Raw genomic sequence first — 17,923 nt, 5'->3', positions numbered from 1 at the left:
GTTGAACTGGGCGGACGCTGACGAGCCGACTGTCAGCATCATTACGGTCACCTTCAACAGCCGCGCCGCACTCCTCGAATACTGGAGCGGTTGGGACGGCAGCGCAGAGTGGATCGTCGTAGACAACGCGTCGACCGACGACTCGGCTCAGGTCGCACGCGACCTTGGTGCTCGGGTGATCAGGCTCGAAACAAACCTCGGATTTTCTGGGGCTAACAATGTTGGGGCGCGCGCTGCTAGCGGGTCAGTATTGGGCTTCGTCAATCCAGACGTCGCGATCCAGCAGCCTGCGGTACGTGCGCTGGCTGAGCGCGCTGCTGGGGGCAGGCGCCTCGTTGCCCCCCAGCTCGTCAACGTTGATGGCTCACCACAGGAGAACGGCCGAGGAGCGCCGTATCCCCACCGCAAGTTGGCCCACATGTTCAGGCCGTCGTCCAGAGCCAACCAAAAGTACAGTCGTGTCATCAGTAGTGGCATCGAAAATGTCGTTTGGGTTATGGGTGCGGCGGTCTTTGCTACGCGCGAAGTGTTCGACGAGATCGGTGGCTGGAACGAGCAGTTCTTCATCTATTACGAGGATTCTGACATTTGCCTGCGAGCGTTGAATAAGGGAATTCGAACCGAGGTGCTCGGCGACGTCAAGGTGACTCACGGCTGGAGCCGGGCCACCGTCCACGAGCGGTCATCCGCGATTTGGAAGATTGAATTCTCGAGTGCCGTCAAATTCTACGCCTCCCATCCCTATTGCTTGATTCCGATCGGGCCCCGGGGGCGGACCATGCGTGAGGCTGATCGAGCCGTTGGTGGAGGCCCCCGTGTCAGTTGAACAGATCCCGAGGGTTGCCCTGTTGACAACGGTCTACAACGAAGCGGGTTCGATACATTCCTTTCTGCGTTCCATCGATGCGCAGGAGTTTCGCCCTTCACAAGTGGTTATCGTTGACGCAGGCTCAGACGACGGCACCGTCGAGGCGTTGCGCGAGTGGGCCGAGGTTAGCGATCTCGAAGTCCAAGTGATCGTTTCCCACGGGGCTTCGATATCCCGCGGCCGCAACATCGCTCTGGCAGAGTGCGAAGCTTCGTGGGTCGCGGTCACGGACGCCGGGAATTCTCTTGATCCAACGTGGCTCAAGGAACTAGCGAACGGTACTGCGCCAGACGTTGACGTTGTGGCGGGCTTCTTCGAGCCGCTCCCGGGGAGTTTCAAGCAGTCGGTGATCGGGGTAACGATCACTCCGCTGCTTGCTGAGATTGATCCAAAATCATTCCTCCCATCGAGTCGCTCCGTCATCTTCAGGACCTCGATCCTGAAGAGCGTCGGCGGATATCCCGAATGGCTCGACTACTGTGAAGATCTCGTGCTTGATCTCATGCTGAAGAAGGTCGGCGCGCGATTCGAATTTGCTCCGGGAGCCATTGCTCGTTGGGATGCCAGAGGCACGTTTTCGGCGTACTTCAAACAGTATTTTCGGTATGCGCGCGGTGACGGGAAAGCCGGTCTTTGGCGCCGTCGACACGCGGCGCGTTACACGGCTTACGCCGTCGGGGCTGCGCTCGTCGCTCTTTCGGTAGCCGTTTCGGTGTACTGGTTGCTCCTGCTTGCTGTCCTTGGGTCGATCTACAGTCGGAAGTTCGCTGCGAGGGTGTTTGCACGGCGGGGCGTCTTCGGTGCCCGATGGATGCTGGCGCTGGCGCTCGTGCCTGTGGTTGTCGCCATTGGAGACGTTGCCAAGATGTGCGGATATCCGATCGGCTTGGCGCACGCCAAGGCCCACCGCTCGCAGTGGAGCGCCTATGCGTGAGGTCGGAGCGGTCGTCGTGCACCATCGGCATTTCCCAGATGTGCTCGACACGGTCGGGGACATCCTGGAGAGTGGTGTGCTTCCCGAACACTTGGTCCTAGTCGACAACAGCGAGGATGCGGGGCTCGCCAGCGACCTGAGGAGACTCCTTCCGTCGGCGGTCCGATTGGTTACCGTTCCTAACCGCGGGTATGGAGCGGCGGTCAACACAGGGACACGTCTATTGATGGACTTGGGCCTTCGGTACGCGCTCGTCGCAACGCATGAGGTCCGTTTTGCCGATGGGGCGCTCGACCGGTTGTCGCGGACTTTGGTGGAGCGGCCGCGCGCTGCCGCAGTTGGGCCGATCCTGCGGCAGGGGGCCTTGGATGGTCCCTTGTGGTCGGCAGGGGGTGGATTCACCCGGATTCTCGGCCTCCCGAGACACTATCGGCAGTCGTTGGGTGGTGCGCACGTCGTCGCGAGGGACTGGTTGGACGGCGCGGCGGTGATGTATCGCCTTGACGCTTATGGCGCCGGGATGAGCGAGGCCTTCTTCATGTATGTCGAGGAACTGGAATTCCACGTCCGTCTTCGCGCTGGAGGGTGGGAGGTGCTGTCGGTGCCCGGAGCGGTTGCCTCGCAGACGACCAACGGAACGCCCGCCTATTACCAGGCGCGCAACCTTCAGATGTTCTATTCCAGGTGGGCTGGTTGGCTGCGCCGAACCTTCAGTGTCCCTGCGCTTATCGTTCGAAACGTTCTCAGCAATCTGCTTCGTGGAAACGGAATCGGTCCTGTGCGCGATGCGATCCGCGGCTGGCGTGAGGCGCGCTCCACGGGCTCCGACTGGAGCGCGCTATGACGACGGCTCTACTCGCGATCCCGTTCCTGCTCGTGCTCGTTCCGTTACTGCTTGTCCTGGATCCGCGCGTCGCTAGTGCTGCATGGCTCGTCATCTTCGTAGCAGTGCCTCATTGGGTTGGCCTCAAGATCGGTGCGTATTTGCCGCCTGTCACCCTGGCCGCGATCATTTTCGCGCCGTCGATCCTGCGACGACGGATCGTGCCGGCTCGGACGGACGCGGTACTTGCCGGGCTGTTCGTCCTAGCTACGGTCGTCTTTTGGTTTGGACAAGGGTCGCAGTCGATGTGGGCGGAGATGCTCTTACAGTGGCTCCCTGCGTATGTCTTCGGTCGCGCGATGGCTGACGTACCGGGGACGGATTGGGTCGCGAGGTTGTTGTGCGTCCTATTCACGGCGTTGGCTCTCTTTGCTGTCATCCAATACGTTGCCGGCTGGCAGCCGTTTGCCAATTTGCAAGGACCAGTTCCGGCACAAAACCAATGGGCGACGGTCTTCTATCGCGGAGGCGCTGCTCGGAGTTCCGCCACGTGGGGCCACCCAATCGCGCTAGGTGGCGCGCTGGTGGCTGCGATTCCGTTGATCTGGCATGGCAAGGGCAGGATTGGCTTGCGGGCGTTGATGACGGTGGTCGTCGTTTGTGGGGTCGCGTCGACTCTCAGCCGCGGACCTATCCTGGCTGCGGGCCTGGCGTTGGTGCTCATTCTTTTCGTCAAGGCTGACCTCGGCGCTGGCGCGCGCGTCGTTGCGGGTCTCGTGACAACCGGACTTGTCGTCGGACTGGTGCCGACCCTGTTGCAGGTGTCGACTACGAGTAGTGCCGATATTCAAGCGAGTACCAACTACCGCTCGAACATCTTCTCCTCGCTGATACCTGATCTCCACGCCTTCGGCTTCGCAAACAACACCCTCGTCGTTAATGGGGCTCCGTACTATCGCGGGTCCGCCTCGATCGACGATACGTTCTTGTATATCGCCGCCAACTACGGATGGGTAATCGCAGTCGGCGTGCTATTTGTTTTTGGGCCGCCGCTCGTGCGGGTTGCTCGGCGCCGGGCCTCGACGCTCGACCTGATCCTCATTGCTGAGCTTCCGGTTCTTGGAACCGTGGCGCTCATTACGCAGTTCGGTCCCCTGATCTGGTTCCTGCTCGGCATGGCGGTGACCGTTCGGGCGAGAGAGCGCGCCCCCACGGTTGCGTTCGACGGGGGTGGCGGCCTTGCCTTCACGTCGTAGGTTGGTTCGAGTCTTTGATGAGGCACGCACTGCGCACTTAGAACGCCTACAGTCTGGCGCCGATGGCGCGTTCATCTACAGGCTCCGCAGATATGACTTCGACGCACAGCTTGCCGTAGACGTCGGCGCCCGAAGGCTTACTCGCCTCCAGACGGCCTGGGCTTTGGCAACAGGAGGCTACGAGCTAGTCGAACTCAATGAGCCGGCGGCGATCCGAAACTGGCCGTCCCTCGTGCTGTATGTGACGGTTCTACGCCTCTCGTCCCTCGTGCGTCGCCGCCGAGTTCGGGTGCTCTATTACGCAATCGAGAATTTTGACGTCGCCGACTTCTTGCGCGTCAGGCTCCACCTTCCGCTGTGGGTCGCGCGACGTGTTTCGGCGCTCGCATTCCGGTGGCTCATCCCCTCCGGTACTCGTATCGCATTCGGGACTGATCAGGCCGCCGCGCTCTACCGAGCTGTCAATGCAAGGGCGCTGGCGCGAGCAGAAGTCACACTGATTCCGGCGTTGTCAGCCGTTTGTGATGCATGCGATCTGCCCGACGAGCGGCTCCCGCGTGTGACCTTCCTTGGCGCGTTCGAACGCCGTAAGGGTCTCCAGAACTTGATGGCGTGCTGGCCCGGGGTCTTGGCCGCAGAGCCGGATGCCGAACTGGCCATTCTCGGGAAGGGCCCGCTTGAAGCCGTGGTCGCGGAGTGGGCTCGGAGCCGAACCGAAGTGACGCTCAGAATTGACCCTCCACGAGGCGAAGTTCACGAAGTCTTGCGACACACAAAGGTCCTAGTGCTCTTGTCGGAGCGAGATGGAGGCTGGCGAGAGCAGGTCGGCTTGCCGATCGTGGAGGCTTTGAGCCATGGCTGCCGAATCGTGACGACCACGGAGACAGGCATTGCTCCGTGGCTTCTGGAACACGGGCATGTGGTCTTGAGTCAGCCGGACCGCCAGTCGACGACGGCGGCCGTGCGTGCTGCCTTAGCCGATACGGAACCGGCGTCGAGCATCCTTCGCCAGTTGCCCGCCATTGATGGACGGCTACATGCAGACACCTGGTTGACCCGTGCTTAGGGAGAGACTGGGACGGGTCAACCTGCGCTTGGGCGGCGTCATGGCGGCGACTCTTGCGTCGCAAGGCGCCGCGGCCGCCGCTTTAGCTGCCACGCCGTTGCTCGGGCTTTCGACGTCCGATGCGTATGCAATCGGTCTGCAGATCGGGAACGCGTCGTTGGCGGGCGTGGTGATCGGAGTCGTCTATCTCCTGGCCGTTGGCCGGCCCTGGTTCGATCAGTGGCGCCGCTGGGCTGTCATCGCGGCCGGATTCTCGATCGCCCTGCCGCTAGTAGTCATCGGTGCCAACGCCGTCTCGCGGCACACCTCTGACTCCCTTTTCGTCAGAGGCGAGGTCGCGTTGATCTTCGGATTGGGCGGTGCCGCGCTCGCGATTGCTGGGGTCGGGGCAGTTCGAATGGCGTGTCAAGGCAGCCCAATGTGGCTTGCTTCGCTCACGATCGCTCCAAACGTGTCGATGCTCATCGCGACCCTGATCGCCTGGCGAGTAGATCGATCGGGACTGAGCTTGGCGCCCGCGATCGCCTGGGCTGCTACGTGCGGAGCGCTGGCAACTTTCGGAAGTCGGTCCGGTGCTCGTGACGCATCTGATGGCGTCGCGCCGGACGCGGATAGCCAGGGATTGCAAGCCACCGCACTGGCCGCCGGCGTCATTACGAGCAGTGTCTTTCCGTCGCTCTACATCACGGCGATTTCCGGGATCCGCGCAGGTGCGGCAACAGCTCTCTTCCTTGTCACGAAGGTTGGGAGCTCATTCGTTGGCATCACGGTCAACTCGGTGTTATTGGTCCGCTACAACTGGGCCTCCGAGCGTCGGGTAACGGGACGCTCGAGTCTGATCCTGACGTCGGCAGCAGCCGTTGCAGCTGGGATTGCATTGCTTCTGCACACGTCTGGGTTTCGAGGCGCTTCGTACGGCGTTGCCATCGTCTGGTGGCTTTGTCCTCTCGTGGCAGCTCCACTGATCCTCCGGGAAGTAAACGCGCGCCGGATGGCACGCACTGTGATGGCAAAGGCCGCGGCCGACATGATCGTTTCCGCCGGTACGGTCGCCGTGCTCTTTGCGCATCCAAGTTTCACCGGGTACCTAGCGGCGTTTGCGATATCGCAGGCCGTGACCATGACGGTCGGCGGTGTTGGGTTACGTAACCGCCCACTCGTCGCCGCGTCGCTCGTACTTCTGGTGGTCTCGGAAATTCTGCTCGTTCGTGGTTGGTGACAAAGCTGTGTGGCGGTTGCGACCGAGCACACCGGCCCGGTAGGTAGGAAGCTGGCGTGAGTCGAACCATGTCCTTGACGCGCTACAGGGCCTGGCGGTGATCCACCACACCCCTGTTGGTGCACCTGGTGTTAACGCTCCTGGCCTCGCCCATCGCCGCGGAGCTCTTCTTCTGGATCGCAGAGCGACCGTCTCATCGGCTCGCGAAACGCCTGGGTCGCTTGGCGACAATGGGTGATCGCGCGAGTGTCTTAACGGATGCTCGCTAGGCCTCGCATCTGCGGCTAGTAAGCGCCGTGACCGGCGAAGACGGCACGGACAGTCCGCCGCAAGATCGACAGATCCTGGCCCAGTGACCAGTTGTCGACGTAGTAGATGTCGAGCCGCCGCGCGTCCTCGTACGACAGATCCGAGCGCCCGGAGACCTGCCAGAGGCCGGTCATGCCGGGGCGTACGTTGAGCCGTCGTGCCATTCCGTTGTCATACATCGCGACTTCGGCATCGACCTGGGGACGTGGGCCGACCAGGCTCATGTCGCCGCGCAGGACGTTGAACAACTGTGGGAGTTCGTCGATCGAGTACTTCCGCAGCCATGCGCCGGGTTTCGTGACCCGCGGGTCGTCCTTGAGTTTGAAGAGCATGCCGTCCGAGCCGTGCTCCGCCTCGAGGGCGGCCTTCATCGTCTCCGCACCGACGACCATCGTGCGGAACTTCAGACAGTCGAACGGCTGACCACCCAGGCCGATGCGCCGCTGGCGGTACATGATCGGGCCGCCGTCGAAGCGTCTGATCCGCCACGCAGCAACCGCCAACACCGGGGACATGGCAAAGAGGATCAACGAGGTGACCACGACGTCGAAGGCACGCTTCGCTCCGCTGGAGGAGTCCGCCCACCGAGCGGGGTCCATCAGGACCAGTGGCAGTCCGCCGATCGGCCGCATCCGTACCCGGTCGGCGGCGATGTCCGTCATCGTGGGAGCCACAGCGATCTGGACGCCGTACGGCTCCAACTGCCACATCACCTCGCGAAGCGCGGTCGCCGACACACCCGCGCCGCCCGCGATGCACAGGATGTCCGTACCCGACGTGACCACTGCCGACACGAGGTCATCGATCCGCCCCAACGACCGGACACCGCCACGAGTCGCGCCCACACCGGTAGGCGTCAATGCGCCGAGCACCTCGTACCCCACCCAGGATTCGCGACGGAAGACGGCCGCGACCTCGTCCACCTGATCGGACCCGCCGGCGATCACGACGCGCTTCATGAAATGACCGCGCGAGCGAGAGGCATGCAAGAAGGTACGGAGCGCCAGACGGCCCAGGACGAGGCCGACCAGCCCGATGCCGTACGCGAGCATGAAGAAGGCGCGGGAGAGCTGGTGGTGGGCGAGGTAGTTCCCGACCACGACCAGGCCACCGCTGATGAAACTCGCCTCGCAGAGCCGGCGCAGCTCGTCGCTGGCGGGCTCGAAGGTCTCACGGCTGTAGAGGTCGTACCCCCACAGCAGGATCAGCCAGGAGATCCCGATGATCGGCGTGATCTCGGGGAGGTGCTGCTGACGCAGCGCGCCGAAGAAGGGTGTGTTGCGACCGATGTACGCGGCGATCATCGCCACCGTCAGTACGACCACATCGATCGTCAGGGCGACTGCGGGCAGCAGCGACGTCCCGCGGCTCGGCGTCACCGATACCGCTGCGCCTGCGTCCTCTGCTACCGAGATCAAGGGTCCTCCATCGCCTGGAACGAACCGCTCCCCAGCGTACGTACGGCGCCCATCCCTGACGCCGCCTCCCCATTCTGGGGGATAGAGGTCACGTTGAGGTAACTGCATGTGGACGACATGTTTCGTCCGTTCGGACTAGATGGTCGACGCTTGAGAATCGGCCCCGGTCGGCGCATGGTGGAGCCATGACCTTCTACACCGCATGCGCGTCGAACATGACTCCGCCGACGCCGTCCCCGGCCACGCGTTCGCTCGCCGATGCGAGTTCGCTGGCTCAGCAGCGAGCCGACCGGACGCACAACATGCAGTCGGTCTGGCAGTCGTTCGACGGGACGACGTGGACCCTGCACTCCAAGTACGAACCCCGTCACTAGAGCAACAAGCTTTCGATCGATGTAGCACGGTGCTACATTCGTTGCGTGCGTACAACCCCCGCGACCCGTCTTCCCGCTGACGTCTACGAGCCGGCCGCGGCCGAGGCGCCCGGCGCTTCGCGGACCGTCCCTCAGCAAATTGCGCACTGGGCCCGGATCGGACGCGAACTCGAGATGTCGCCTCAGGTCAACCACCGCGCCGTTCAGCAAGTTCTGGCCGGCAATGGTTCCTACGATTTGCTGGGGGAGCGCGAGCAAGCGGTCGTCCGTGGCAACTGGGCAGAGCGGTGGGCCGCCCTGCGGGAAGGCCTGGATCTTGAGGCCGAGTTCAAGGCGGCCGGCCGCTCGTACTCCGAGGCCGACGAGGATGGCAACCTGATCATCCGCCCGGCCATCGGCTGACCCTGTGCCGGTTCTGCACCTACTGGTCGGGTCCAACGGCGCCGGCAAGACCACCTACGTGAACCGCGTGCTGTCCGCCTCTGGGCTCCCGTTCATCAACGCCGACAACATCGCAGCGCAGCTCTGGCCCGAAGCGCAGGCCGAACATGCCTACGAGGCCGCCCGGATCGCGGAATCGCAGCGGCGGGCGATGATGGCCGCAGGGGAGTCGTTCATCTCCGAGACCGTGTGCTCCCACCAGTCCAAAGTCATCCTCGTCTCGGACGCATCGGCGCTGGGTTACCTGGTCGTGCTTCACGTGATCATGCTGCCGGTCGACGTCACCGTACAGCGCGTCGCAGAGAGGGTCATCGACGGCGGCCATGCCGTCCCCGAGACCAAGATCCGCGAACGATACGAGCGCCTGTGGGACCTGGTGGCTCAGGCCGCGAAGGTTGCTGACGAGGCCCACTTCTTCGACAACGCCAGAGCCAGCCGTCCCTACCGGCCCTGCGCCACCATGGTCCACGGGTCGCTCGTGGGGCAGCCTGAGTGGCCACGGTGGGCACCCCAGGTGCTCACCGACTGATCAGCGAGTGAGCGCCATCCAGAAGGCGATGGCGATGACGGTGCCCGAGGTGGCAAGGAGAGGTGCGTTGCGGACGAGCCGCTCACGGTTGTAGCGCCTCAGACGCTTCCGCTCGCGCGCCGCCTCGAGTCGGTCGCGCTGGCGTACGTCGGTGATGGTCCGCATGGTCGTTGAAGGATAGAGGGAGTCCGCCGCGATCACATAGCGGTTCGCCAGACGATGCGTGAGGAGTCGTGCGTACAACAGCCCCGAGCCATGCTGCGGTACTCGCGGTCGATGCTCGAGGCTTTACAGTCTGCACTTGTGGGGGGCGGACACGCGGCGAAGCGCAACAGCGGGCGTACGAGATGGCGCCGGCGGATCCTCATGTCCCTGCTGGCGCTGTTCCTGCTGCTGATCGCATACCTGTTCTGGATCCTCTGGTGGGCCCACCACAACCTCCACCAGGCGCTCCTGCTGCCGTACGACCCCGGCACCAGCCCCGGCGAGAACATCCTCCTCATCGGCTCGGACTCGCACGACTTCTCCGACCTCAACAACAACGGTCGGGCCGACGTGATCCAGCTGATCCACATCGACGAAGGCCGCAAGCGGGCGTACGTGATCCACTTCCCGCGCGACTTCTACGTCTCGATCCCGTGCGGCCCCACCCACTGTGGCGGCCTGGCGCCGGCCGACAACAAGGCGAAGATCAACGCCTCGTTCTCCTGGGGCGCGCTGTGGCACCAGCCCGGCCTGCGCGGCTCCGAAGGCGCCTCGCAACTCCTCGTCAAGACGCTGCAGGACCTCCTCAGCGCCCCCGGGCAGCCACCGTTCCACATCGACCACGTGATGATGATGGGCTTCTGTGGCTTCGCGAACCTGACCGATGACCTCGGCGGAGTCGACATCGACGTCACCCAGGCGTACGACGAAGGGGTGCAGCCGGCCAACGCGACCTGCGCCAATGGAGGTGCATACGGCCGGTGGACCGTCGGCATGCACCACATGACCGGGCTCGAAGCGCTGGGCTTCGTACGCGAACGCCACCAACTCGCCCTCGGCGACATCGACCGCGGACGCGACCAACAGGCGTGGATGGCGGCGGTGTTCCGCAAGCTCACGAAGTCCGGCGTCCTCCTGAACCCGGTCGAGCTGCCCCAGGTGATCAGCGACGGGCTGTCGAACACGATCGTCGACCAGCGGATGGGCATGGGCTACCTGATCGGGCTCGGTCGCGACGTCGCGATCCACAACCTCAAGGTCAGCTACTTCACCGCGCCGTACGTCCACAACGGGACGTCCTTCCTGACGATCCCGGGCGTGGGACAGGTGCTGACGTACGACCCCGCCGGGATGAGTGAACTGGGGTACGACCTGCGCCACGACCAGATGGCGGGCTACTCGATCAACCAGAACCAGGTGCAGTGACGCCTCAGCCGTAGTGGCAGACGTACGACACAGCCTCGGCGACCTCGATGTCGAAGCTCGAGTCGCCCGGCACCGAGAACGACTGGCCCGCGGCGTACGTGCTGATCACGCCATCGAGGGTCACCGTGCACGAGCCGGTGAGGATGTCCATGACCTCGGGAGCCGCGGTGCCGAAGGTGAGCTTCGACGGCAGGATGACGCCCGCGCTCTTGCGGGTACCGTCGGCGGTGTGGAACGTGTGCGAGACGCACTTGCCGTCGAAGTAGACGTTCGCGGTGGTCTCGAGGGTGACGTTCTCATACGTGCTCATGAGGCCAGATCGTAACGATGCCCCGCCGCCGGTGGCTGCTAGGTTGCGCGCGTGAGCGAACGGCATGACCTCGGAGTGGAATCGCAGGCGCGGTACGCCTTCGTGGCCGACCTGCTGCGCCGCGACTTCGCCGCCCCGGCCGACATCCTCGAACTGGGCGCTGCCCCCGGCGACCAGATCGCCGCGCTGGCGCGAGAGGGCTACCGGGCCACGGCTCTGGACCTCGGCGAGGCGCCGGACGAGTGGGGGAGCGGCGAGGCCGGTCGGATGGCTCGGCTCTACGCCGAGAACGGCGTCGTCGACGTGCGATGGGATCTGGAACAGGTGCCCTATCCGCTCCCCGACGCGTCCTTCGACGCGATCATCATGACCGAGGTGTACGAGCACCTCAGCGGCTATCCGGTGCGCTCATTGCAGGAGATCCGACGGTTGCTGCGGCCGGGCGGGCGGCTCTACTTCACCACGCCCAATGCCGCGTACGTCCTGAATCGCGTGCGGGTCATCTCGGGGCGCAGCATCGCGACCCCACTGCCCGACTGGATCGCCGGACTGCCGCACGCGAGGCACTTCCGCGAATACACCTTCGCCGAGGTGCGCGAGCTGATGGCGTACGCCGACCTCGACGTGGTCGAGACCTGCTCGCGCCACTTCCACATCGACATCGGGCGTACGACGCCGGTCGCGCGGGCCGGCAAGCGGGCGCTCGCCTGGCTCGCCGAGAAACGGGAGACGCTTGGTCCCGAGATCGTCGTGGTCGCCCAGCGCCCCTGATCGTCTTGTGTGGCTGAGCGGGGTTCCTGGCACCCGCTCAGCCACACGCGAGACCTCAGGCCGCCCGTGGAACGCCGAGACGAACCAGATCCGCGGCCAACTCGGCGCTCTCCCCGGCCTCCTCAGCGGTGCACTGCAACACATTCACCAGAGGACTGCTCAGCGCCCGTGCCCGGGCCATGTCGGCCTCCCAGTGCTCGACCTCCATGTGGAACGCCCCATCGATCTCAAGGACCACGGTGCGTCCGTCTGCCGTGCGCCACTCCGCGTCGGTGAACCTGACGTGGCCATGAGCATCGCGACGCTTGGTCTGCCTGACCGGCGGCTGGAGCCCGAAGCGCTGGCACAGCCGCTTGAGGTTCATCTCCGCGTTCGAGTGGGCGCCGCCCGTGATCATCTCGAGGGTGTCCCGCATGAGCGGGGATCTGGCCAGCGGCGCCAGACGGTCAATCCAGTCCAGTAGTTGGGCGGGATCGGTCAGACGCTGTTGCACGCATGCGCTCAGGGCCCCGCGGATCGTCGAGGGCGAGCTCTGATTCGCTGCCCACAGGAGGACGGCGGGTTCGAGGCGGAGGCGCGGGACGCCGGGGCGGCCGGCGCGCAACGACCTCAGGTCGCGGCGAGTTCGGATGTAGCGGGCGAAGTCCGGCGCCGGCCTCGCTGGTCCGCCGTCGGCAGGGATGTAGACCGGAATCTCCTCCCGGGCCCAGTTCTTGAGGCCTGCTGCGCTTGCTGCCGCGAGGCCGCCGAGGAGCGCGTCCGGACCGCCGTGCAGGACCGCGATCCACTGCTGCTGGATCGCGGTCGGAGTGCCGGTGAACGTGGTCACCACCGTCGAGCTGCGTCGAACCCACCGGTCCGCTCTCAGGTTGGCGCGGACGGTGTCGCGGGAGATGGCCAGACCGGCCAACTGATCGCGACGGACAACGCCGTCCTGGGCGAGGATGAGTCGATCCAGGGGTGTGCGCTGCATCCCCAGACTGTGCGACAGGTCCGCGGTTGCGGCAAACGGCTATCCACAGGCCCGGCTCGTGTGGTTCAGCGCGTGCTCTGGCCCCCGCTGAACCACACGAGGGGATCAGTTGTTGATCATGCCGGCGCCGACGGTGATGCCGGTGGCTTCGTCGATGAGGATGAAGGAGCCGGTGGTGCGGTTTTGGGCGTAGACGTCGGCGAGTAGGGGGGTGGTGGTGCGGAGGTGGATGCGGCCGATTTCGTTGAGGCTGAGGGTGGTGGCGTCGGGGTCGCGGTGCAGGGTGTTGACGTCGAGCCGGTACTGAATGTCCTTCACCAGGGCCCGGGCGGTGCGGGTGGTGTGTTTGATGGCCAGTTTCTGGCGGGGTTGTAGGGGGGTGGTGGACATCCAGCAGATCATGGCGTCGATGTCTTGTTTGGGGACGGGGGCGTTGTGGATCCGGGCGATCATGTCGCCGCGGGACACGTCGACGTCGTCCTTAAGGCGGATGGTGACGGACATCGGTGGGTAGGCGGCGTCGAGTTCTTCACCGAAGAGGTCGATGGCTTCGATGGTGGTGGTCATCCCGGAGGGCAGGACCACGATTTCGTCGCCGGGTTTCAGGACGCCGCCGGCGACGGTGCCGCCGTAGCCGCGGTAGTCGTGGTGTTGGTCGGATTTGGGGCGGATGACGTATTGGACGGGGAACCGGACGTCGCGGTAGTCGCGGTCGGAGGCGACGTGGACGTGTTCGAGGTGGTGCATCAGGGTGGGGCCCTTGTACCAGTCCATGTTGACTGACCGGTCCACGACGTTGTCGCCCTGGAGTGCGGAGATGGGGATGATTTCGAGGTCGGGGACGTCGAGTTTGGTGGCGAAGGTGGTGAATTCTTCGAGGATGCCCCGGTAGACGTCTTCGGAGTAGTCGACGAGGTCCATTTTGTTGATCGCCAGGACGAAGTGGGGCACTCGGAGCAGGGACAGCAGCACGGCGTGGCGGCGGGATTGTTCGGTGAGGCCGTGGCGGGCGTCGACGAGGATCAAACCGAGGTCGGCGGTGGAGGCGCCGGTGACCATGTTGCGGGTGTACTGCACGTGGCCGGGGGTGTCGGCGATGATGAATTTGCGGTTGGGGGTGGCGAAGTAGCGGTAGGCCACGTCGATGGTGATGCCTTGTTCGCGTTCGCTGCGGAGTCCGTCGGTGAGCAGGGACAGGTCGACGTAGCCGTGGCCTTTGGCTTCGGAGGTCCGTTCCACGGCGTCCAACTGGTCTTCGAAGATTGCTTTGCTGTCGTAGAGCAGGCGACCGATCAGGGTCGACTTCCCGTCATCCACCGAACCAGCGGTCGCGAATCGCAGCAGGTCCATGTGGCGCTTGGTCTCGGGCACTGGCCAATGGTAATGGCGAGTGACCCTCATGCCGCTCCGCGATGTCTTAGGGTTCGGGCATGAGTGACCAGTTTGAGGCCCCAGAGGTAGCGAAGAAGAGCCTGGGAACAGGCGCGTTGATCGGGCTCGTCCTGGTGATCGGCATCCTTGCCGGCATCGGCGCCACCTGGATCCGCGGCACCGATTCGGAGCACGGACCGACGTACCCCTCGACCTGGGACCCGCGGGTCGCGAGCCTCGTTGCGTACGTCGAAGAGCACCGCGGCCTCAAGTTCAAGCACCCTGTCTATGTCGAGTTCCTCTCCGACAAGGAGTTCAACGCCGAGGTCACCGTGAAGGACGAGGCGGAGAGCGGCGATGCTCGCAAGAGGCGCGAGCAGGCCAACGGCATGGTGCGCGCGCTGGGCGTGATGTCAGGTGGCCAGGACCTGCTGAAGTTGGAGAACAAGAGCCAGAGCGGGTCCGTGATCGGCTTCTATTCGTACTTGGACAAGAAGATCCGGGTGCGTGGCGACCACCTCACCCCGTACACGAAGGTCACGCTGGTGCATGAGCTCACTCACGTGCTTCAGGACCAGTACTTCGATCTCGAGAGCACGACGAAGCGCCTGCGTGACTCGAAGACGGTGGATGACACCGCCTTCACGTCGATCGTGGAGGGCGACGCCCGCCGGATCGAAAACGGCTACCGCAAGGCCCTTTCCAAGGCGGATGCTGCTGAGGTTGCCAAGGAGGAGGCGAAGTTCGCCAAGAACAGCGACGCCGGTCTCAAGGACGTACCCGAGATCCTGCAGGCGACCGACTATGCGCCGTATCCGCTGGGCAACGACGTCGTCGACGAAACCTTCAGGAAGGGCGGCAACGACGCAGTCAACAAGCTCTTCGAGAAGGCCCCTGAGCACGACATCCAGATCGTCGAACCGTGGTTGCTCGACGAGAACTGGAAGCCCACTCCCGTCTCCGAGCCGAAGCTCGCGACCGGTGAGGTCGAGGTGGATCGCGGCACCTTCGGCGTGATGTGGTTGTACTTCCTGCTCACCAAGGGGAACTCGATCGGCACTGCACTGCAGACCGCGGGCGGGGACGGTGGCGATCTCTACGTGCAGTACACGAAGAACGGCACATCGTGCATGCGGACCAACTTCGCCGGTTCCAGCTCGGCCGCGGCCGCCCGGATCGATGCCGGGCTCAAGCGCTGGGCTGCGGCGGCGAGGACGGGCGCGACCGTCACGTCGAGGGGCTCGGTGGTCACGCTCAACACATGTGACCCGGGCAAGACCTACAAGGCGAGCGGTGACCATTCGTTCGACGCGCTGTACGTGCTGACTGTGCGCAACGTGATCGTCAGCGCAGTCGAGAGCAAGGGATCGGTCCCGACTGCGTTCGCGGTCTGCTATGCCACCGCCGTCGTGCAGGCGTACACCCCCGAACAACTCCGTGCGATCGACGCCGGCTCGCTGCCACTTGATCACACCAAGTTGCAGGGTCTGGCGCGGTCCTGCGAATGAGCAGGCCGTCGGTTCAGTTGCTCACCGCGAGCTGAACGCATTCCCGATCCGGCGGGAGAGCCGATGCGCCGGGGCCTCGACCCATCGGTGGAAGACGGCTGCCGCCGCGATCGAGGCCGGTAGCGCGATCGCCAGCGTCGCCGGCCACGGCATCCGGCCGCCGTCGATCTGCGCGATCGACACCACGATCGGCTCGTGGATCAGATACAGGCTGAAGGAGATCTGCCCGAGCCAGGCCACCACGCGATGGGTGCCGAACGCCGCGACTGCCGGCGTCGCAGCGAACAGGCAGACCAGCGCGCCCGCGGCCAGGACGATCGATCCCGGGATCCACAGGTTGCCCGGCCCGGTGCCGGCGGTGGCCCGGGTGGCCCAGTGGACGTTGAGTAGGCCCAGCGCGGCGACCAGCACCAGCCACATCCGCCAGCCGGTGAGGCGGCCGAACCAGGGCATCCAGCGCTCGCGGCCGAGCGCCAACAACGTTCCGACGGCAAAGACCGGCAGGTACGCGATGTACGCGCTGGCGCGATGGCCGCCCCAGACGCCGACAAGGATCGCCAGCACGACCATCGGGAGCCAGACCTTGCGCAGCAGACGCCCACCCAGCACATAGGCAGGCAGCAGCAACGAGAACATGATCTCCCACTTCATCGTCCACAACGGCGTGTTGAGCGGGAGGTCTCCGCGTACGACCGCGGCCTGGGCGGCGTTGTGCAACGTGGCCGCATGAGCGTGTTGGTCGACCCACGAGCTGGCCGTGTCCGGTGAGCGCGGGATGAGCACCGCGATCACGAACGCCAGCGCCACGGCCGCCCAGATCGGCAGCAGGAGCCGTGCGAGCCGCCGCGGGTAGTAGGCCAGCCACTGTGCGATCGGGGTGCTGTGGACGAATGGCAGCGCGAGGACGAACCCGGAGAGGACGAAGAAGACGATCACCGCCTCCGATGCGTCCCAGAACAGGTGCAGTGGCGAGTAGGTGATCCAGGCGCTGGCGCCGGTGACCGGCTTGCCGAGCGTCACCGCGAACATCCGGTTGTCCGTCAGCAACGCATGCGAGATCACCACCGTGAGAGCAGCGAGGCCACGCAGCCCGTGCAGGCCGCGGTAGTGCGTCATCGATCCGCTCCGAGGATCCGAGTGCGGACTCGGTCAGCGAGGTGGGGCAGAGCCCAGGGGCGTACGCCGTCCAGCGCGGGCGCGCCCCAGGTCTCACGGGCCGCGGCGCGACCTGACGCTGTCGGCGCAGGGCCGGCAAGGGCTCGTTCGTACAACGCCATCTGGTGCCGAGCGACTGCATCCCAGGTCCGGGTTGCGGCGAGTTCGAAGCCGCGCGTGCGGAGGTCGTTCCAGCGCGACGGGTCGGTCGCCAACCCGGCCACGGCAGCCGCGAGCGCCTGCTCGTCCCCCTCCGGCACGGTGAGCCCGGCATTGCCGATCACCTCGTCGAGAGCCCCGCTGGCGTAGCCGACGACCACGGCGCCGCAGGCCTGAGCCTCGACCACCATCCGGCCGAACTGCTCCGTCCAGGATCGGGTGGATCTGCTCGGCGCGAGGACGATGTGGGCTCGTCGGTAGTGGGTTGCCAAGGCCCCCGCATCGAGCCATCCGGAGATGTCGAGGCGGTCGCGTACGCCCAGGGCTGCGGCCAGCTCGAGGGCGCGGACGACTTCGGGTCCTTCGCCGACCAGCTGCAGCCGCGCGTGCGACAGCCGCGCGTCGGCGAGCAGGCGTACGGCATCCAGCACGCCCTTCTCCGGCACCATCCGGCCGACCAGAAGCAGCCTCAGGTCTCCGTCGAGCCGCTGGTCGCCGGCGGTCATCGCTGCCGGAGCTGCCAGGGGGAGCACCTCGACCGGTCCCGCGTACCCCTTGCCGATAGCGACGCTCGCGGCCTGCCGCGAACAGGGATACAGCCCGTTGAGCCGCCTCAGCGCCGCGCGCTCCCAGCGGGCGAAGGGCGGGGGGAAGCGTTTGTCGATGTTCTGCGCCGTGTACGCAACGACTGCCTGTTGCGGGCCGAGCAGTCCGAGCAATTGATGCATGGCCGCGCTGTAAGGCTCCTCGTGGATGTCGACGACATCGGGAGTCAGATCGGCGATGAGGTCCGCCACCATCCGCGGGTCCGCGTACGTGTGTCGATTGATGTCCCCCGGACGCAGCACCGGGAGCTCGATCACACGGAAGTCCTCGTCGCCGAGATGGTCCGGTCCGGGCCACTGCGACGGCACCACGAGAGTGAGGTCCGCGCCCGCCTCGGCCAGCGCACGATCGCGTTCGCGATGGGCTGCGTCACGCCCGGCGTGATACATGCGCAGGACCTTCATCCCGGGTAGCGTACCGGCG

At 65.1% G+C, this 17,923-nt stretch carries 19 protein-coding genes; 12 read left to right on the top strand and 7 right to left on the bottom strand.

The features are described from left to right. The first annotated feature begins 1 nt into the window (after position 1). The 6 genes from KCTC_RS06940 to KCTC_RS06915 are packed head-to-tail and all read left to right on the top strand — an operon-like array spanning position 2 to position 6,166. Positions 2-826, top strand: a complete 825-nt coding sequence (locus tag KCTC_RS06940) for a glycosyltransferase family 2 protein (protein ID WP_125568024.1) — start codon at positions 2-4, stop codon at positions 824-826. Next, the gene (locus KCTC_RS06935; protein WP_125568022.1) at positions 783-1,802 is read left to right on the top strand and encodes a glycosyltransferase; all 1,020 of its coding nucleotides are present in this window, start codon (positions 783-785) and stop codon (positions 1,800-1,802) included. The genes KCTC_RS06940 and KCTC_RS06935 overlap by 44 nt, the downstream gene beginning before the upstream one ends. After that, positions 1,795-2,646: a glycosyltransferase family protein gene (locus KCTC_RS06930; RefSeq protein WP_125568020.1), complete on the top strand. Its 852-nt coding sequence runs from the start codon at positions 1,795-1,797 to the stop codon at positions 2,644-2,646. Before KCTC_RS06935 ends, KCTC_RS06930 begins: the two co-directional genes overlap by 8 nt. Continuing rightward, complete coding sequence (locus KCTC_RS06925; RefSeq protein WP_125568018.1) at positions 2,643-3,881, top strand: hypothetical protein; 1,239 nt, start codon at positions 2,643-2,645, stop codon at positions 3,879-3,881. The genes KCTC_RS06930 and KCTC_RS06925 overlap by 4 nt, the downstream gene beginning before the upstream one ends. Next, complete coding sequence (locus tag KCTC_RS15250; protein ID WP_408636113.1) at positions 3,856-4,947, top strand: glycosyltransferase family 4 protein; 1,092 nt, start codon at positions 3,856-3,858, stop codon at positions 4,945-4,947. The genes KCTC_RS06925 and KCTC_RS15250 overlap by 26 nt, the downstream gene beginning before the upstream one ends. Positions 4,948-4,987: 40 nt before the next feature. Further along, the gene (locus KCTC_RS06915; RefSeq protein ID WP_125568014.1) at positions 4,988-6,166 is read left to right on the top strand and encodes a hypothetical protein; all 1,179 of its coding nucleotides are present in this window, start codon (positions 4,988-4,990) and stop codon (positions 6,164-6,166) included. Between the two features lie 284 nt (positions 6,167-6,450). On the opposite strand, the gene KCTC_RS06910 is transcribed toward KCTC_RS06915, so the two are convergent. Then, entirely contained in the window at positions 6,451-7,893 is a 1,443-nt protein-coding gene (locus KCTC_RS06910) for a sugar transferase (protein ID WP_164512515.1), read from the bottom strand. A gap of 185 nt (positions 7,894-8,078) precedes the next feature. Here KCTC_RS06910 and KCTC_RS06905 point away from each other — a divergent pair, with 185 nt between their 5' ends. The 3 genes from KCTC_RS06905 to KCTC_RS06895 are packed head-to-tail and all read left to right on the top strand — an operon-like array spanning position 8,079 to position 9,237. Continuing rightward, positions 8,079-8,267, top strand: a complete 189-nt coding sequence (locus KCTC_RS06905) for a hypothetical protein (protein ID WP_125568009.1) — start codon at positions 8,079-8,081, stop codon at positions 8,265-8,267. Between the two features lie 45 nt (positions 8,268-8,312). Next, entirely contained in the window at positions 8,313-8,669 is a 357-nt protein-coding gene (locus tag KCTC_RS06900) for a TA system antitoxin ParD family protein (protein ID WP_125568007.1), read from the top strand. A gap of 4 nt (positions 8,670-8,673) precedes the next feature. Further along, the gene (locus tag KCTC_RS06895) at positions 8,674-9,237 is read left to right on the top strand and encodes an AAA family ATPase (protein WP_125568005.1); all 564 of its coding nucleotides are present in this window, start codon (positions 8,674-8,676) and stop codon (positions 9,235-9,237) included. Here KCTC_RS06895 and KCTC_RS14685 read toward each other — a convergent pair whose 3' ends face one another. Then, positions 9,238-9,402, bottom strand: coding sequence for a hypothetical protein (locus KCTC_RS14685; RefSeq protein ID WP_164512514.1), 165 nt, complete (start codon positions 9,400-9,402; stop codon positions 9,238-9,240). A 138-nt stretch (positions 9,403-9,540) separates the two neighbouring features. Here KCTC_RS14685 and KCTC_RS06890 point away from each other — a divergent pair, with 138 nt between their 5' ends. Continuing rightward, positions 9,541-10,647, top strand: a complete 1,107-nt coding sequence (locus KCTC_RS06890; RefSeq protein ID WP_164512513.1) for an LCP family protein — start codon at positions 9,541-9,543, stop codon at positions 10,645-10,647. Between the two features lie 4 nt (positions 10,648-10,651). Here the strand turns inward: KCTC_RS06890 and ppnP are convergent, their stop codons facing one another. Continuing rightward, entirely contained in the window at positions 10,652-10,957 is a 306-nt protein-coding gene (gene ppnP / locus KCTC_RS06885) for a pyrimidine/purine nucleoside phosphorylase (protein WP_125568001.1), read from the bottom strand. 51 nt (positions 10,958-11,008) lie between these two features. Between ppnP and KCTC_RS06880 the strand changes: the two genes are divergently transcribed. Further along, on the top strand, positions 11,009-11,728 hold the full coding sequence (locus tag KCTC_RS06880) for a class I SAM-dependent methyltransferase (RefSeq protein WP_125567999.1): 720 nt from the start codon (positions 11,009-11,011) through the stop codon (positions 11,726-11,728). A gap of 55 nt (positions 11,729-11,783) precedes the next feature. Here the strand turns inward: KCTC_RS06880 and KCTC_RS06875 are convergent, their stop codons facing one another. Beyond that, the gene (locus KCTC_RS06875; protein WP_125567997.1) at positions 11,784-12,701 is read right to left on the bottom strand and encodes a hypothetical protein; all 918 of its coding nucleotides are present in this window, start codon (positions 12,699-12,701) and stop codon (positions 11,784-11,786) included. 105 nt (positions 12,702-12,806) lie between these two features. Then, positions 12,807-14,051: a sulfate adenylyltransferase subunit 1 gene (locus tag KCTC_RS06870; protein WP_125567995.1), complete on the bottom strand. Its 1,245-nt coding sequence runs from the start codon at positions 14,049-14,051 to the stop codon at positions 12,807-12,809. Between the two features lie 80 nt (positions 14,052-14,131). Here KCTC_RS06870 and KCTC_RS06865 point away from each other — a divergent pair, with 80 nt between their 5' ends. Beyond that, on the top strand, positions 14,132-15,580 hold the full coding sequence (locus tag KCTC_RS06865; protein WP_125567993.1) for a hypothetical protein: 1,449 nt from the start codon (positions 14,132-14,134) through the stop codon (positions 15,578-15,580). 21 nt (positions 15,581-15,601) lie between these two features. Here the strand turns inward: KCTC_RS06865 and KCTC_RS06860 are convergent, their stop codons facing one another. Together KCTC_RS06860 and KCTC_RS06855 are read right to left on the bottom strand one after the other, a co-directional pair. Continuing rightward, entirely contained in the window at positions 15,602-16,696 is a 1,095-nt protein-coding gene (locus KCTC_RS06860) for an acyltransferase family protein (RefSeq protein WP_125567991.1), read from the bottom strand. Then, on the bottom strand, positions 16,693-17,904 hold the full coding sequence (locus KCTC_RS06855) for a glycosyltransferase family 4 protein (RefSeq protein ID WP_125567989.1): 1,212 nt from the start codon (positions 17,902-17,904) through the stop codon (positions 16,693-16,695). The genes KCTC_RS06860 and KCTC_RS06855 overlap by 4 nt, the downstream gene beginning before the upstream one ends. Between the last annotated feature and the right edge of the window lie 19 nt (positions 17,905-17,923).

Source organism: Nocardioides baekrokdamisoli, from assembly GCF_003945325.1.
In the GTDB taxonomy this organism is placed as follows: Bacteria; Actinomycetota; Actinomycetes; order Propionibacteriales; family Nocardioidaceae; genus Nocardioides; species Nocardioides baekrokdamisoli.
This window is presented reverse-complemented; position numbering and strand designations above follow the sequence as displayed.

Bases quoted from the DNA above. Each gene is read 5' to 3' on its own strand.
- KCTC_RS06875 (WP_125567997.1), bottom strand. From the start codon at position 12,701: ATGCAGCGCACACCCCTGGATCGACTCATCCTCGCCCAGGACGGCGTT.
- KCTC_RS06930 (WP_125568020.1), top strand. From the start codon at position 1,795: ATGCGTGAGGTCGGAGCGGTCGTCGTGCACCATCGGCATTTCCCAGAT.
- KCTC_RS06905 (WP_125568009.1), top strand. From the start codon at position 8,079: ATGACCTTCTACACCGCATGCGCGTCGAACATGACTCCGCCGACGCCG.
- KCTC_RS06925 (WP_125568018.1), top strand. From the start codon at position 2,643: ATGACGACGGCTCTACTCGCGATCCCGTTCCTGCTCGTGCTCGTTCCG.
- KCTC_RS14685 (WP_164512514.1), bottom strand. From the start codon at position 9,402: ATGCGGACCATCACCGACGTACGCCAGCGCGACCGACTCGAGGCGGCG.
- KCTC_RS06915 (WP_125568014.1), top strand. From the start codon at position 4,988: ATGGCGGCGACTCTTGCGTCGCAAGGCGCCGCGGCCGCCGCTTTAGCT.
- KCTC_RS06855 (WP_125567989.1), bottom strand. From the start codon at position 17,904: ATGAAGGTCCTGCGCATGTATCACGCCGGGCGTGACGCAGCCCATCGC.
- KCTC_RS06865 (WP_125567993.1), top strand. From the start codon at position 14,132: ATGAGTGACCAGTTTGAGGCCCCAGAGGTAGCGAAGAAGAGCCTGGGA.
- KCTC_RS06870 (WP_125567995.1), bottom strand. From the start codon at position 14,051: ATGGACCTGCTGCGATTCGCGACCGCTGGTTCGGTGGATGACGGGAAG.
- ppnP (WP_125568001.1), bottom strand. From the start codon at position 10,957: ATGAGCACGTATGAGAACGTCACCCTCGAGACCACCGCGAACGTCTAC.
- KCTC_RS06860 (WP_125567991.1), bottom strand. From the start codon at position 16,696: ATGACGCACTACCGCGGCCTGCACGGGCTGCGTGGCCTCGCTGCTCTC.